The 15,853-nt window shown below is 63.5% G+C and carries 12 protein-coding genes; 4 read left to right on the plus strand and 8 right to left on the minus strand.

The window, feature by feature from the left end:
• Window positions 1–298: 298 nt before the first annotated feature.
• A complete protein-coding gene (locus tag AC1AXT_RS05405; RefSeq protein ID WP_476541373.1) occupies window positions 299–451 on the minus strand; it encodes a hypothetical protein in 153 nt (50 codons plus the stop codon).
• Window positions 452–673: 222 nt separating this feature from the next.
• Window positions 674–1,705, minus strand: coding sequence for a 3-isopropylmalate dehydrogenase (locus AC1AXT_RS05410; RefSeq protein ID WP_476541424.1), 1,032 nt, complete (start codon window positions 1,703–1,705; stop codon window positions 674–676).
• A 499-nt stretch (window positions 1,706–2,204) separates the two neighbouring features.
• Here AC1AXT_RS05410 and AC1AXT_RS05415 point away from each other — a divergent pair, with 499 nt between their 5' ends.
• Window positions 2,205–4,958 (plus strand): S9 family peptidase, encoded by a 2,754-nt coding sequence (locus AC1AXT_RS05415; RefSeq protein WP_476541426.1) that lies wholly within the window; start codon window positions 2,205–2,207, stop codon window positions 4,956–4,958.
• A 366-nt stretch (window positions 4,959–5,324) separates the two neighbouring features.
• Here the strand turns inward: AC1AXT_RS05415 and AC1AXT_RS05420 are convergent, their stop codons facing one another.
• The 5 genes from AC1AXT_RS05420 to AC1AXT_RS05440 form a co-directional block, all read right to left on the minus strand.
• Entirely contained in the window at window positions 5,325–6,980 is a 1,656-nt protein-coding gene (locus tag AC1AXT_RS05420; RefSeq protein ID WP_476541375.1) for an App1 family protein, read from the minus strand.
• 37 nt (window positions 6,981–7,017) lie between these two features.
• Complete coding sequence (gcvH, locus tag AC1AXT_RS05425; protein ID WP_476541377.1) at window positions 7,018–7,419, minus strand: glycine cleavage system protein GcvH; 402 nt, start codon at window positions 7,417–7,419, stop codon at window positions 7,018–7,020.
• 413 nt (window positions 7,420–7,832) lie between these two features.
• Window positions 7,833–8,912, minus strand: a complete 1,080-nt coding sequence (nudC, locus tag AC1AXT_RS05430) for an NAD(+) diphosphatase (RefSeq protein WP_476541379.1) — start codon at window positions 8,910–8,912, stop codon at window positions 7,833–7,835.
• Window positions 8,909–9,760, minus strand: coding sequence for an alpha/beta fold hydrolase (locus AC1AXT_RS05435; RefSeq protein ID WP_476541380.1), 852 nt, complete (start codon window positions 9,758–9,760; stop codon window positions 8,909–8,911). The genes nudC and AC1AXT_RS05435 overlap by 4 nt, the downstream gene beginning before the upstream one ends.
• A 177-nt stretch (window positions 9,761–9,937) precedes the next feature.
• On the minus strand, window positions 9,938–10,570 hold the full coding sequence (locus AC1AXT_RS05440) for an NUDIX hydrolase family protein (RefSeq protein ID WP_476541382.1): 633 nt from the start codon (window positions 10,568–10,570) through the stop codon (window positions 9,938–9,940).
• Window positions 10,571–11,719: 1,149 nt separating this feature from the next.
• Between AC1AXT_RS05440 and trxA the strand changes: the two genes are divergently transcribed.
• On the plus strand, window positions 11,720–12,088 hold the full coding sequence (gene trxA / locus AC1AXT_RS05445; RefSeq protein WP_476541384.1) for a thioredoxin: 369 nt from the start codon (window positions 11,720–11,722) through the stop codon (window positions 12,086–12,088).
• 692 nt (window positions 12,089–12,780) lie between these two features.
• On the plus strand, window positions 12,781–13,818 hold the full coding sequence (locus AC1AXT_RS05450; RefSeq protein ID WP_476541385.1) for an aggregation-promoting factor C-terminal-like domain-containing protein: 1,038 nt from the start codon (window positions 12,781–12,783) through the stop codon (window positions 13,816–13,818).
• Between the two features lie 298 nt (window positions 13,819–14,116).
• On the opposite strand, the gene AC1AXT_RS05455 is transcribed toward AC1AXT_RS05450, so the two are convergent.
• Window positions 14,117–14,545, minus strand: coding sequence for a hypothetical protein (locus AC1AXT_RS05455; protein WP_476541386.1), 429 nt, complete (start codon window positions 14,543–14,545; stop codon window positions 14,117–14,119).
• Between the two features lie 337 nt (window positions 14,546–14,882).
• Between AC1AXT_RS05455 and AC1AXT_RS05460 the strand changes: the two genes are divergently transcribed.
• Window positions 14,883–15,476: an arsenate reductase/protein-tyrosine-phosphatase family protein gene (locus tag AC1AXT_RS05460; protein WP_476541388.1), complete on the plus strand. Its 594-nt coding sequence runs from the start codon at window positions 14,883–14,885 to the stop codon at window positions 15,474–15,476.
• Window positions 15,477–15,853 lie beyond the last annotated feature (377 nt).

Raw genomic sequence — 15,853 nt, forward strand, 5'->3', positions numbered from 1 at the left:
AGTGGTCTCCTCTAGATCTCTTCCGCAAGCGGTGCAAACGTTGTCGCCGCTCGGGTTGACCACAGCTTATCAACTTTTCGCCACCAATGCGCTCGTCGCCCACGCCTCAGCTCCTTTCCCTGCGCAAACCCATTCTTCCTGCATTTTTTATGCACCCTGTCCTGCCAAGGCATCCAATTCCGTTAATGGTGCACAGAAACGGCCCCTAAACCATCGATCGGAGCCAGCAATAACAAAAGCGGCTCCCAGCAGGCGAAAGCTGCGGGAGCCGCTGAAATCTTGCGAAACGCTGTGCGAATCAGGCCACGTAGGTCGGGCCGTACTCGCCCGGGATGTGCTCGGAAGCGATGTACGGGCCAGCGGACGGCTTCGCGTATTCCTGCACGCCGTTGGAGCAGTGGAAGTAGTTCGCGTTGTAGCCGTCGTTGCAGTTGCAATCACAGTTGCACATAAGAAACCTCTTTCGTCGGGTGGGCGGCCGAAGCCACCCCGTTCGTTCAGCTGCAAGTCTACCCAAAGCGCTCTACCCACGCCGCGTCCGCACGGCGCTTTGACAGCGGGCTGAAGTCTTGGGGAGCCGCAGCCGGAATTTCCGCGCCGTCCAGCGAACCGGCAGCGCACGTTTGCAGCGCCGCCACCGTTTGCAGCGGCGCAAGCGTTTGCAGCGCCGTCTTTACAGCCGCGCGAGGATGTCGGCGCCGACCTGGTCGGTGGAACGTTCCGTCGAACCGAGCTCGGCGATGTCCGCTTCCACGGCCGCGTCGATCCGCGCAGCCGCGTCGTCGAATCCGAGGTGGCGCAGCAGCATCGCGGCGGACAGGATCGCGGCGGTCGGGTTCGCCTTGCCCTGGCCGGCGATGTCCGGCGCGGAGCCGTGGATCGGCTCGAACATCGACGGGAACTCGTTCGACGCGTTGATGCAGCCGGACGCGGAGTAGCCCACGCCGCCCACGACGGCGCCGGCTTCGTCGGTCAGGATGTCGCCGAACAGGTTGTCGGTAAGGATGACGTCGAAGCGCGACGGGTCGGACACCAGGTAGATCGTCGCCGCGTCGATATGGCAGTAGTCGTGGGTGACCTCCGGGTATTCGGCGGCCACGCGGTCGACGATGCGCTGCCACATGTCGCCGGCGTTGACGAGCACGTTCTTCTTGTGGACGAGCGTGACGTGCTTGCGGCGCTTCATCGCGAGGTCGAACGCGTACCGCACGACGCGCTCGGCGCCGTACGCGGTGTTGATCGAGACTTCGGTCGCCACTTCTTCCGGCGTATCGCGCCGCACCGCGCCGCCCGAACCGCAGTACAGGCCTTCGGTTCCTTCGCGCACGACGACGAAATCGATATCGCCGGGGTTCGCGAGCGGCGACGTGACGCCTTCGTACAGCTTGCTCGGACGCAGGTTCACATACTGGTCAAGTTCGAAGCGCAGCCGCAGCAGCAGCCCGCGTTCGAGGATGCCGGCCTTGATGCGCGGGTCGCCTACCGCTCCCAGCAGGATCGCGTCGGTTTCCTTGATGGCTTCGAGATCTTCGTCCGGCAGGATCTCGCCGTCGCGCAGGTAGCGTTCGGCGCCCAGGTCGAACGTGGTGTAGGAGAAATCGGCAACGTCGCCGGCCGCCTTTTCGAGCGCCTTCTGCGCCCACGGCGTCACTTCCTTGCCGATGCCGTCGCCGGGGATGACGGCAATCGAATACTGCTTCTTGATGTCGCTGATGTCACTGTCCATAGCGGCGAGATTACTTCGCCGCACCCGCCCCCGCCGCGCAGGTTTCGCCTTATGAAATACCGCCCATCTTTCGTCCATATATTGAGATTGCCCGCCGGCTCCCCTCCGTAGGTTGCCGTCGCCAACGTTGCTTCCGCCCACCCACACACGGCAGCCACACCCCGGCAACCCCGTTTCCACCTCGTACAGAAAAAACCTCTGGGGAGCGCACTGTTTATGCAGGTTAGTTCGCCGGCGGCTGGCGACGCTCGCACCGCTTCCGAGGGCGATTGGGACGGGATATAATCAGCGCGTGAACGAACATTCCCGCACTTCTTCCGCCGCAAACGTTTCCGCTGCCGCCAATGATTCCGCAGTCACAAACGCTTCCGCTGCTGCAAACGTTTCCGCCACAGCTACCGCACCAGCTGCGGCTACCGCATCAGCCGCAGCCACTGCCCCAGCTACGGCCAACGCAGCCGCCGCAACCGCCGCAGCCGTGCCGCCGGTGCCGCACGCCGAGCGCATCGCCAGCGTGCGCAGGTTCCACGGCGATGCCTTCCTCGACCACTTCGCCTGGATGAGCCACAAAGACTCGCCGGAAGTGCACCATTTCGTCGCCGAGGAGAACCGCTACTGCGAGGCGCGCATGGCGCCGCTCGCCGGCCTGCGCCGCACGCTGTTCGACGAGTTCAAGTCGCACGTGCAGGAAACCGACATGTCGGTGCCGACGCGCATCGACGGCTACTGGTACTACACGCGCACGCAGGAAGGCAAGCAGTACGCCGTGCAGTGCCGCCTGCCGATCGCCGGCCCCGACGACTGGGACCCGCCGGCCATCGACGCCGCCGACGAGCCGGGCGCGATGCCGGGCGAGCAGATCGTATTCGATATGAACAAGGAAGCCGAGGGCCACGATTTCTTCCGCGTCGGCGGCATGGACCTGAGCAAGGACGGCCGCTGGCTGCTTTACGGCATCGATACGAGCGGCGATGAACGCTACGACTTCCGCATCCGCGACCTGTCCTGCGGCCAGGAGCTCCCCGACCGGTTCGACGGTCTCGCCTCCGCTTGCCTCACGCCCGACGCCAAGTGGGTTTTCACCACCGAACTCGATGACGCGTGGCGTCCGTTCCGCGTGCGCCGCCATGAAGTCGGCACGCCGGTTTCCAGCGATGTCACTGTTTTCGAGGAACAAGACGAAAAGTTCTGGGTTGGCGTCGGCTTGTCGTTCGACGAACGCCATGTGGTCATCGGCACCGGGTCGAAAACGACGACGGAAGTGCGCATGCTGCCGGTCGACGACCCGACCGGCGAGTTTTCGGTATTCATTCCGCGCAAGGAGGGCGTCGAATACGACGTCAGCTTCGCGTCGTTCGAAGGCGCCGGCCCCGACGGCGCCGACATCCCGCTCGCCATCGTCTATCACAACGCGGCGAACCCGAACTTCGAGATCGACATCATCAACATGCTGGAAACGAAGCCGCCGTACCGCCTTGGCGACGGCGTGCGCATTGCGCAGGGCTCGCCGTACGGCTGCGAACTCGGCGACGCCGTCATCCGCGGCGCCAGCGGCAAGCCGGCCGGCACGCCGTGCCACATCGACGGCAATCCGGAAGCGCTGCAAGGCGCGCGGGGACTGGCGATCGAAGGCATCGCAATGCACCGCCATTTCGTCGCGCTCTCCTACCGCGCCGACGCGCTGCCCCGCCTCGCCGTCATGACGAAGGAGGCTGCTGCCCAAGATTTCCTCTCCGGTCGCCCCTGGCGCTTCCAGCCGGTCGAACCGCCAGCCCTAGAGGGAGATTGGGACGGCGCCCATCACCAGACTGAGGGCGAAGCATCGGCTTCCGGCAGCCCAGAACGCAACGTTTGCAGCGATGCGACCGTTACCAGCGCCGTAAACGCAGGAGACGAAGCAAACGTTGACAGCGACGCAACTGTTGACGCAGATACTGCGGCGCTGGCGGCGTGCGGCATGCCGGTGGAGGGGCCCGCGCGGCTGTACTCGATCGGCGCCGGCGGCAACCCGTCGTACGAGGCGCCGCGCATGCGCTACTCGTTCAGCAGCTTCACGCGGCCGGGCGAGCTGCACGAACTCGACCCGGCAACCGGCGCCGACCGGCTGCTCAAGCGCGCGAAGGTGCTCGGCGATTTCGACCCGCGCAACTACCGCGAGGCGCGCCTGTGGGTGACCGCCCGCGACGGCGAGCAGATTCCGGTGTCGCTGGTATGGCGCGCAGGGGAAAATCTTAAGCAGATGCCGCTGTTCATCCTTGGGTATGGAGCCTACGAAATCAGCTCCGACCCGGGGTTCTCGGTGGCGCGGCTGAGCCTGCTCGACCGCGGCGTGCTCTATGCGCTGCCGCACATCCGCGGCGGCGGCGAAATGGGCCGCGCCTGGTACGAACAGGGGCGGCGGTTCAACAAGAAGCATACGTTCGAGGATTTCGTCGACGCGACCGCCGCGCTGCAGCGTGCCGGCTTCGCCGACCGCAAGCGCACCGTCGCCAACGGCGGTTCCGCCGGCGGCCTGCTGATGGGCGCCGTCGCGAACATGGCGCCGGAACTGTACGCGGGGATCGAAGCGGACGTGCCGTTCGTCGACGCGCTGACGACGATCCTCGACCCGTCGCTGCCGCTGACCGTGACCGAATGGGACGAGTGGGGCGACCCGCTGCACGACGCGGAAACCTACCGCTACATGCAAACGTATTCCCCCTACGAAAACGCCCCGCTCCCCGCAGATCTCCTCCCCCGCACCCTCCGCGAGTCTCTCTCCCGGACCTCTTCTACTGGTTCCTCTGCAGGCTCCGGTGCTTCTGCTAGCTCCGAAGCCGCGACTTCTAGCAGCCCTGCCAATTCTGGAGCATCCACCGAGCCCAACGCCGTTGCCGATTGCGATACTTCTGCTGGTTCCGGTTCCTCTGCTGATTCCGCGGCTTCAGCCTACCCCGCTGCATCAGCGGACTCGCCTGCCGAAGCGCCCAGCGAACCTTCCTATTGCTGGCCGGATGGGCATGTTACCCATTATTTCCCGAAGATTTTCGTGACGACGTCGATGAACGACACGCGCGTCATGGTCGCCGAACCGCTCAAATGGGTGGCGAGGCTGCAAGCCGCCGGCGTCGACGCCGTCATCCGCATCGAGGTGGAGGCCGGCCACGGCGGCATCTCGGGTCGCTACAAGCAGTGGGAGCAAGTCAGCTACGAAAACGCCTGGTGCCTCTCCACCATGGGCATCTCGCAATAGCGCACCTTCCGTCCCCACCAGCGGGGACCGGAGAGAGGGCGAAGCTTGATCCGAGGGATGGTAACGCGCCGTACCCCGGCGCCGCCCCCGCTGGCGGGGGCCGGAGAGCCGAGCCGCAGGCGAAGGCGATCCGAGGGGTGGTAACGTTGCGCAACCACCTCTCGGTTCGCGGCTTCGCCGCTCACCGATCTCCGCCAGCGGGGATGGACACGGGAATCTTCCGTTCGGCAGGCCCGTCACCTCACCGATCCCTGCCGGCGGGGCAAGTGAAGAAGCCCAATACGTCCTACAAAATCACTGCTGAACCGAATGTAGGACAAGGAAAAACGGTTTAGCTTGTCCTACATTCCGGGGCGCTGGAAAATTCTAGGACAGATTCTCGCGTATCGACTCTAAATACGGGAGCATCGTCTTCATCATGTTGGCGCCGGTGGTGCCGGTGAAGACGGGGACGTCGGTCGCCGGAATCGGATGCGTCATCGCCAGCCCACCGACGCTCAGGCCGCCGGACGCCTCGCGCGGCGACAGCTGCCGGATGCCGATGGCGAGCACGCGCCCCGGGTAGCGCCGCGCGATCGTCGCGTAGGTCGTCGGGTCCTTCTGCCCGTCGTCGCCGAAGAAGATGAACTTCATGTCCGGGAAATCCTCCATCAGCTGCTCGGCGTACTCGAGCTTGTGGTTCACGCCCGACGGCACGAACGTCTTGGGCCGCGGATCGAGGTCGCGCAGCAGCATCGGGCCGTCCGGGAACCCGTAGTCGTGGATGAACCCGCGCACCGAGCTCTCGATATTCCACGGCGACGTCGACAGGTAGAAGAACGGCGCATGTGGGAACATCTGCTGGATCTTGCTGTACATCACCGCCATGCCGGGCACCGAGGCGCGCTTGCGCGGCGACAGCAGCAGCATGTTGTACGCGGCCTTCCACACGGTCGGCACCTGCGTGACCATGATCGTGTCGTCGATGTCGGAAATGACGCCGACCTTCGCGTCGCGGGGAATCGTGAACAGTTCCGCCGCGACCGGCTTGCGTTTCGGCACGCGGCATGTAAACGTGTGCACGCCGGGCGTCAGCCGGTGCTCGGCGAGCAGATCGAGGTAGCCGGAGGAATCGGAGACGGCGAAATCCGACGTCTTCGCCTTTGCCGGATCGTTGCGGTCATAGACTTCCATCGTGCCGATCTGCACCGTCTTGAGCGGCACGCCGTCGATGTCGATCCACACGCGCTGGTCGGCGGCCGGCACTTCCAGCATCGCCTTGATGCCGCGCACCGGCTCCCCGGCCCCGTTGCGGCGCGGCTCGAACACGGTACGGCACACGAGCCGCGAATATTCCTCGGTTCCGTAGCCGACATACGGCTTGACGCTCGGGTACCATCCCAGCAGCCGGCATAGCGCCGTCGACGCCTTCAGCCATGCCGAGAACATCTCGACGACTGCGCGGCGGATAATCTTCTTGATTGGCGCTGCGAACGTTTGCTTTCCGAACCGCTTCCTGACAACGTTTCCAGTGAGCCGGGCCATGCCGCCGGTACCCACCGAAATCCTCGCGCCGGCGCGTTTCGCGAGACCCTTCTGGGAAAGCTGCAGCGGCACCGTCGGCATGTCGTCGGCGGCGGTGGCGGCGCTGGTCGTCTGCAACGCGACGGCCGGACCCGAAACCGGCGGCAGCGCGTCCGGAAGCAGCTCTTCGGAAAGCGACAGGATCGTGCCGTCGCCATCCGTCGTCACCTTCGGGAAGCCAGCCCCCGGCGTTGAATCTCCCGTTACCGAGGCACGGTCCGTCATCGAAGCATGGTCCATTGCCGAACCGCGGTTCGTTCCCCTCGAGCCACCGTTCTTTCCGGTCACGTCACCGCCCCTCGCCGCCGGGATGCCTTTCGTCCTCGCCATGGCACCGTCCGTCACCGCCGCGCTCTCGGCACCTGCTCCTGCGGCCGCCTTCCTGTTTTCCGCACGCAGCGCGCGCTCGAGAATCTCCTTGGCGTTCTGCAATTGCCGCCTGGAGTGCCTGTCGTTCATCGCTCCCCCTTCCCAGCGCCCAGCCGGGCCGCAAACGTCACCCTTTGCGGATCATCTCCTCGTACTGTTCAGCTTCCAGCAGCCCCTGCTCTTCGTCGTCGATTTCGATCTTCACCAGCCAGCCCTCGCCGTACGGATCGTCGTTGACAACGCTTGCATCGGCTTCGACGGCCGGGTTGACGTACCGTACCGTTCCGCTGACCGGCGCAATGACCGGCTCGACCGACTTCGCGGACTCCAGCTGCAGCAGGTCTTCGCCGGCATCGACATGCGTCCCCACCGCCGGCAGGTCGGCGAACACGATCTCCCCGAGCTGGTCCGCCGCGTATTCGGTGATGCCGAGCGTCGCCGGTTCCGACGCGTCGTTGACCCACACATGATCGGTGGAATACCACAGGTGCCGCGGGACGTCGAGTCCCAGCGCATTGCCATCGGCCATCGCAATCTCCTTTTATTTCAGATTCCCTGTTTGTTCAGGGCCCATATTCTTTTGTTCACGTCCCCTGTTTATTCAGGTTCCCTGTTCTTTTGCCCAGATTCCCTGTCCAAGATTTCCTCTTGAGTTCCCTATTCAAGATTTCCTTCTTGCTTGCCGTCCCTTCCCAGCGTAACGGCGCGACGTGTCCGCCGGGCAAACTCTTCTTCCAGCTAAGCCGTCCAGTCTGGAACATTCCGGCGTAAATCCTCCCAGCCTGCAATATCTTCCAGACTGCAATCCTTCCTCCCGAGAGTGCAATCCGCCTTTCAGACTGTGATATTTTCCAGGCTGGAATATTCCAGACCGCACTGCAAACGCTGGCAGCCGTTTCGCACGGCGATGCCGGTTGCGAACGGTTGCAGTGCAGCAAACGGTTACAGCTGACGGCCCAGCCATTCCTCGATCATGTAGCGGGCAATCGTCGCCTTCCCGGGGGCGTGGATGGAGCCGTCGGCGAGCGCCGCCGTGTATTCGTCGCGCGTCACCCAGCGCGCGGCGACCGTTTCGGTGCCGTCGACGCGGATGTCGGTCGAGCGGGCGCACCCCTTGAACGCCATCATCAGCGACGCGCGGTACGGCCACGGCTGGGAGCCGAGGTACTTGACCTCGCCGACGCGCACGCCGGTTTCCTCGAACGTTTCGCGGCGCACGGCGTGCTCGAGGTTCTCCCCGGCCTCGACGAAACCGGCGGAAACGGAATACAGCGCCGGGTCGTTCCATTCGCGGTTGTGCTGGATCAGCAGCCGGTCGTTGGCGTCGACGATCGTGGCGATGACGGCCGGCTCGATGCGCGGGAACAGCGTGCGCAGGCCATCGGCTTCGTTCGTGCACTGCTGGGCCCAGCCGGCCATCGACGCGACGACGGGCGCGCCGCAGGCCGGGCAGTGGCGCTGCGTTTCGTGCCAGCGGCCCAGGCACACGGCGGTGGTCGCCTGGCCGGCTTCGCGGGCCGTGGCGTGCGGCGCGAAGCCGCGCAGGTCGACCCAGTCGAAGCGGTCGATGGCGGACTCGAGCAGCGAGGCGCTGTCGGCTCCGGAAGATTCGCGCACGTCCATCGTCTCGTCGAATTCGGCGTCGACGGGGCCCGCAGCGACGCCGGCGACCGGCGCGACGGCGGTGATGTCGACGGCGACGACGCGTTCGTTGCGCGCGCCGCCGTACGAGCCGAGGTACATCGCGACGGCGCCGGGGTGCGTCGGCAGCTCGCGCGCGACGTAGGCGCCGGGCAGCGTGGCGAGGCGCATCTTGACGGCGCTATGGCGCACGATGTTCGCCTGGCCGCGCGGCACGGCGAGCAAACCGTCGCGCACGAGGATGACGGACGTGGCCGGTTCGGCAAGCACCGATTCGATCAGGCCGGTTTCGGCGCGGCGCTCCACTTCATAGTCGATGTCGCCCTGCGCGAGCGGCAGGAACGGGAGGGTCTGGGTCAACGACAGCGTGAACGGGCTCATCGGGCACGCTCCATCAGGTCGAACAGCGCGCCGGCGACTTCCTCGGGGCGTTCCCAGGCGGAGAAGTGGCCGCAGTCCTCGATTTCGGTGACGGCGACATCCGGGCTTTGCTCCATCGCGCGGGCAATCGGCTCCATGACGGCCGGCGGACTGGACGGGTCGTTCAGGCCGCACACGACGGCGGCCGGAACCTGCACGGCCGGCAGCACGTCGTTGAGGTCGGGCCGGCCGGCCGCCATCTTCTCGCGCCATGCGATGCCTTCGGGGCTCTGCTCGGCAATCCACTGCGTGAACTGGTCGATGTAGCGCTGCGAGCGCTTGACGCTCGAGTCGCCGTCGTTGACGTCGGTGAAGAACATGACCGGCGCGGTGGATTGCGTTTCCAGGCATTCGTCGGCGATGGCGAGCCGGTTGGCGCGGCTGGCCGGGCTGTCGGCGTCGCCCTTCGTGTCGAGCAGCGCGAGGCCGGCCACCGCTTCGGGGTGCCGCCGCGCGATGTCGAGCGCGACGTAGCCGCCCATCGACAGCCCCGCCCACACGGCGCGCTCGTAGCCGGCGTCATGCAGCATGGAAACGTATGCATCGGCAAGCAGGTCCATCGCGTCTTCATAGGCGCCGTCGGCTGCAATCGTTCCCACTTCCGTTTCCGGCACCGGCTCCCCGGCGCCCGCTCCCGGCATATCGGGAGCCCAGATCGGGAAGGCCGGCGAGCCGTCCGCGTCGGTGCGTTCCATCAGCGCCGTCGCGCACAGGTGCCACATGCGGTGGTCGACCGGGAAGCCATGCAGCAAGATCAGCGGCATCCCCTCGCCGTCGCGGTACGTATGGTTGGCAATCGGAAACGTCATTCAGTCCGCCTTTCTGCCCTACCGGAATCGTCTGCTGGAATTATAGGCACCTCAGCGGCCCAAGCGCCGCCCGGTTGCCACCTTCCGCACTGGCTGCGCCGGCGGGACTCAGGCTTCGTTCAAGTTCGGATCCGGCCAGCCTTGAAATCTGGCGTCCGAACGCCAGCTGCAAATCGGCTACAGATCAAGCCATGCGAGCGCCTGGCGGAAAATGCGCCCGTGGCCGTTGACCATCTGCCCGGCCAGCTCGGCGATGGCGTCGCTGTGCGGGTCCACCCATTCGACGTCCATCGTTTCGTCCTGCGGCTCGCAGTCTCCGGCGATCGGCACGACGTAGCACAGCGCGATGGAATGCTGGCGCGGATCGTAGTATTCGCTGACTCCCGGCGTCGGGAAGAACTCGGCGACCGAGAACGGCTGCAGGCATTGCGGCAGCATCGGCAGCGCCAGGTCGCCCAGATCCTTGGCGACGTTGCGCGCGATCGCTTCCCTCAACGACTCGTGGTACAGCACGCGGCCGGTGATGACGGTGCGTTCCACGATCGAGCCTTCCTCGCTGACGCGCAGCAGCGTGCCCACGTTCGTGACGCGCCCCATGTCGTCGATGCGCGCGGGCACGACCTCGACATAGACCATCGGCACCTGCCGCCGCGCCCGCTCGATGTCGTCCGGCCCCAGCCAGCCGGGCGGATTGCCGTGGCCCGAGCCGCCGGCAATGAAATCTTCCGGCGTGATGTTGTCGAACTCGCCGCGGCGCCGCCCCGCGTCGAAATCCCCTTCATCCGGCACTTCGTCATTCAGAACCTGCATCCCCCCATTATAAACAGCCAACCCATTCCCACCACCCTCTTCCTCCCCTTTCCCCTGCCCCTACCTTCCGCCCCTTTCCCCTTTCCCTGCCTTCCGCCCCTTTCCCCCTGTCCCGCTGGAACATTCCCAAAAATCTACTTTCCAGTCACTCACAAGCCCTCACCGACTGGAACATTCCGAAAAATCTACTTTCCAGTCACCCACAAGCCCTCACCGACTGGAACATTCCGAAAAATCTACTTTCCAGTCACTCACGCCTCGTCAGTGACTGAAAAATAGACCAAATAATACATTCCAGTCACCCACGGAGCGCCATCGACTGGAATGTAGACCAAACGATATTTTCCAGTCGCCCACGGGGTGCCAGCGACTGGAATGTGGACCAAACGATATTTTCCAGTCGTTCAGGGTTCGTCAGCGACTGAAAAATATCGAGATTTTTATTTTTCAGTCGCCTGCGCTCCCAGCGACTGAAAAATATCAAGGCCTCCACACCCCAGTCGCTTAGCGACCGTCAGCAACTGGAAAATGGAAAAAGATTCACAGCCCAGTCAGTGACGTCGCCACCGACCGAGGTATTCCGAAATTTCCACATCCCAGTCGCTCACGCCCCGCCAGCAACTGGAAAGTATCAAGAAATCTACGTTCCAGTCGCTTGGGCGCCGTCAGCGACTGGAACGTAGATAGGGCAGCACGTTCCAGTCGTTCAGGGTTCGTCAGCGACTGGAATGTAGAGAGAGGAGCACGAACCAGTCATCCACCCGAGTGGCCACCACCCGAATGGCCAGCCAGGCCGCCACCCAGCCAGCCGGTCACCCGGTCACCCGGCCAGTCACTCACTCGAGCGACTACCCGCTACCCCCCCCCACCTGTTATTGCGCAAAGGGGGCTGGGAAAACGCTGCCGTTCCCCTGCCGGCATATAGATTAGGAAACGGCGGCGAAAGCGGGTAGGTTCGTTACGTAAGGGCGCCGCGCCGCTTGAGGAGGACGCAACGAGCGAGGAACCCGGGGAAGCCGCCGCCGGCAGCTTCCGCCAAGACTTTGCAGGGTTTCGCGGGGAGACTTCACGAGGAGACTTCGCGAGGACACTTCGCGAGGCGGCTCTGCAAGGCTTTGAAAGCTTTCCGACAAGAAGGAGCAACGCATTATGACAGCTCATGAGATCACTTCCGCCGACTTCGAGAAGGTCATCGCCGACAACGAGCTCGTGTTCATCGACTTCTGGGCGACCTGGTGCGGCCCGTGCCGCGCGTTCGGCCCGATCTTCGAAAAGGCGTCCGACGAGAACCCGGACATCTACTTCGGCAAGGTCGACATCGACAAGAACCAGGACCTCGCGAACTCGGCCGGCATCCAGGCGGTGCCGACGCTGATGATCGCCAAGAAGGGCCACATCGTCTACCAGCAGGCTGGCGCGCTGCGCGCTTCCGACCTCGACAGCATCATCGACCAGGCCAAGAAGCTGGACGTCGACGCCGCGCTCGCCGAAGCCGCCGCCCAGCAGAACCAGCAGTAACAGGTAACGTCCCGCTTCCAGCGCCGGAGCGCCGCGCCGGCATGTTCGTTGCAGGCTCGCCCAATAGGCCTACCACAAGGCAGCACTTCCAGCGCCGCGCCGATACGTTCGTTGCCGGATATTTTCCAGTCAAGATAGACGGCGCTTCGCACGAAGCGGAAAACCTTCACAAAGCCTCCCTCGGGAGGCTTTTTCTTTGCCCGGAACACAGCGGGGATATCAAGGGGAATGTATCGAGAAAGGCAACAGGAACGTAACGGGGAAGGCGCCGGAAACGCGGCCGAAGTCGGCGCCGGAATCGCAGGGGAAAATTCTTCGCAGCGATGGCAGCGGGAATGCAGGAGAATGTGGCGGGAAATGTGAAAATCCCACGCAATCACCAGCAATGGCGAATGAAAAGGGGCCGTTTGGCGGTTGGATACGGCAAGAAGACTGCGCGAGGCAGTATAATCTTGTGCAAGTGCGCTCCGGCAGGGGCCCTGCGGGGTCCAGCGCGTCGCACCGCAGACGGAAGAGCCGAAGGGATTCGGTAGCCAGCAAAAACGAAACGGAACCGCCGTTCCGCGGCAGTTCGCGGGAGGTTCCACAAGGAGCTCCGCGAAAGTTCGCGGGAAGTTCCGCGAAAGTTTTGCGGCCCCGTTGCGGCAGCGACAAACCAGCCGAGGAACTGTAGTCGAGATTTTAGGAGCAGAATGGCTAACCATCGCAAGGTAGGCGCCCCTACGCTGCGCTCGCTGAGCAAGCGTCAGTGGATCCGCATCTGCACCGCGATTGCAGCCGTCGCCCTCGTGGTGACCGGCTGCGTGGTAACGCGTTCTTTCTATGCCACGGCGACGACCGCCGAACCGACGTCCACCGAGACCGCCTATTCCGCCACCGACCCGCAGGCCGCTTCCCGCGGCAACGCGCGCGATGCGCTGGGCGGCGACACCGCCTCCGTCAAGGTCGTGATCAACGGCGCGTCGCAGACGGTGCTCGGCACCGACTTCACCAACGTGAAGTCCGTGCTGGACGCGGCCGACATCACGCTCGAACCTGACGACACCGTCACCCCGTCGCTGTCGACGGCCGTTGACGAATCAACGACGATCACGATCAACCGCGCCGGCGCCGTCATCGAAACCGTGGACGAAGACATCGCATACAACGTTATCCGCAAGGAGGATCCGAACCTCGCCAAGGGCACCGAGAAGGTCGAGACCGAAGGCAAGGCGGGCACGCTGGAGAAGACGAATCTGGTTACGCGCGCCGGCGGCACCGTGCTGTCGTCGAACACGCTGACTTCGTACGTCAAGACGGCTCCGGTCGACAAGGTCATCCTGGTCGGCACGAAGGTCGCGACGGCGCCGTCCACTTCATCGGGTTCCAGCTCGAACTCCGGTTCCAGCGCGAACTCCGCCGCCAGCACGATCGGCACGACGACGCCCGTCGGCGAGATGCAGCAGTGGGCGCACGACTACCTGCTCGCCAACGGCTACACCGAAGCGGACTTCACGGCCACCGTCTACATCATCAGCCGCGAATCCGGCTGGTCGGTCACGGCGACGAACCCGAGTTCCGGCGCGTACGGCCTGCCGCAGGCGCTTCCGGGAAGCAAGATGGTTTCCGCCGGCGCCGACTGGGCGACCAACTACCAGACCCAGCTCAAGTGGTTCTGGAGCTACTGCGCCAGCCGCTACGGCTCCATCCAGGGCGCGTACAACTACTGGCTCGCCAACCACTGCTACTAAAGATTATTGAGCGCAAAGTGAGGGACCGTCGCCTAACGGTCCCTCACTTTTTTGCTCCGTTTTCCGAAAGCGATCCCGTTAACTATTTTCCAGCGACGTCACTTTCTGTACAGCGCTTTCCGCACTCCCCTCCTGTCCAGCAGCACTTTCCGCAGTTCCGCCAGCATCGTAATCCGCGAGGAGTTCTTTCCCCCCCCCCTACCGTCCAGCAGCGCTTTCCGCAGCCGCGCCAGCATCCGGACATAAAGAAACCCCGCCTGGTTCTCGGCGGGGGTTCGTTTTTATAGCGGGAAAAAGCTCAGGCTGCCTTCTTGCGGCCGCGCTTCTTCATGATGCCGTACGTCGCTTCATTGACGTCGAATACGACTGCTTTATCGTCGAGGAACGACGTGCCGTGCATCGACGCGAAGGCGATCTGGTCTTCCGGCGTTTCCTCGAACTGGAAATATTTTTTCATCGCTTCCAGCAGCACGGGCGTCTTCAGCGTCACCGAAGCGCGGGGGCTGCCGGGCTTGCAGAACGCAATGGCGTTCGCATCGTCGCCGGCGCACGGCTGTATGGCGAACTGCTTGGCCTTTGCGTTGATATAGAACTTGATATATTCCGGATTGCCCAGTTCCAGAACGGTTCCCTTATTAAAATGGAGGCTCGCGTCCGTGACGGTAAGCACGGACTTTCCGGCGGTGACGGCTGGGCTCACGGCCTCAAAACCTTGCAGCAACGACATCTAACACTTCCTTTCGTCGTCGTTCAAGTAAATACCAGCTTAATTTAAACCTCAGGTTTTTGCAATTTCAGTGAGTCGTTTTCAGCAACCCAACCTAACGTTTTTAACTGGAAGATTCCTGAACCAAAACCCTTTTTCGACTGCAGTGCCTTCTCGCACCAACAATACCCCCCCCCCATCTATTTTTCAAAATCGCAGCTTGCTAATACTTTACTTTCGTCAACGAAAAACAAGATTTCGATGGCTTTGTAAATAAAATCGTCACCTTTGCCTATTTCCCTACCAACGGTAGGGAGCTTCCTTTATATTTTGAAAGTATCGATAGGAAGGAACGCCGATGAAGGTTTTGTTTGTATGCACCGGCAACATCTGCCGGTCGCCGATGGGCGAGCTGCTGTTCCCCCGCTTTTTCGACGGCGAGGAGGGGCTTGTCGTCGACTCCGCGGGCACGCAGGGTCTGATCGACCATGAAATCGACCCGTCCAGCGGCAAGCTGATGGCCGCCGACGGCATCGACTCCTCGGCGTTCCGCTCCAAGCGGCTCACGCCGCAGCTCGCGCGCGAAAGCGACCTGATCCTGTGCTTCTCGAAGAAGCAGCAGAAGCAGATCGTGTCCCTCGCGCCGACCGTCGGACGCAAGACGTCGACGCTCAACGATTTCGCCGCGCTGTGCGAGTATTGCGCGGCCGAGGGCCTGGTGAAGGGCGACACGCTGCAGGAGCGCATCGAGTCGGTGCTCGCGCAGTCCTCGCTCGTGCGCCCGATGGTCGGCGCTACCGAAGACATCGCCGACCCGTTCCGCAAGGAATTCGACGCGTTCGAGGATGCCCACGAGCAGATCGGCATGGCCATCGCCGCCATCGCCGACGCCGTAGCCACCCCCCGCGGCGTCCACGCCGCCCGCCGCCGCACCTGCGCCCCCGCCGCCTGACGTATTCAGTCGCCTTTATAGACGAGGCTGATTGGACGGTTGGCTCGCCCCATTCCTTTATCTCATCCACCTTATGGGTGAGGAGGGGGCTACCCGGAACCACACCAGCAGCCCGTCTAGGATGGAAAATGTCGCCAACACGCAGAGAATGGGTGTGTTGGCGACATAAATGCGCTTCCAAATAGCGCCAGCACGCCAGTGCCCTACGAATCGGCGACATTCTGCCCCGGTTTCAGACGGCCAACACGCCTCTCCTCTGCGTGTTGGCGACATGCCACATCCATTCCCTCTACCCGCGCGGCCCTATTGAGCGTGGGCAAAACCATAATGAGACATTATGGCGCTTCCCGTCCGTCATACCTTATATTTTGAATCTA

This window comes from Bifidobacterium sp. LH_450 (assembly GCF_056356715.1).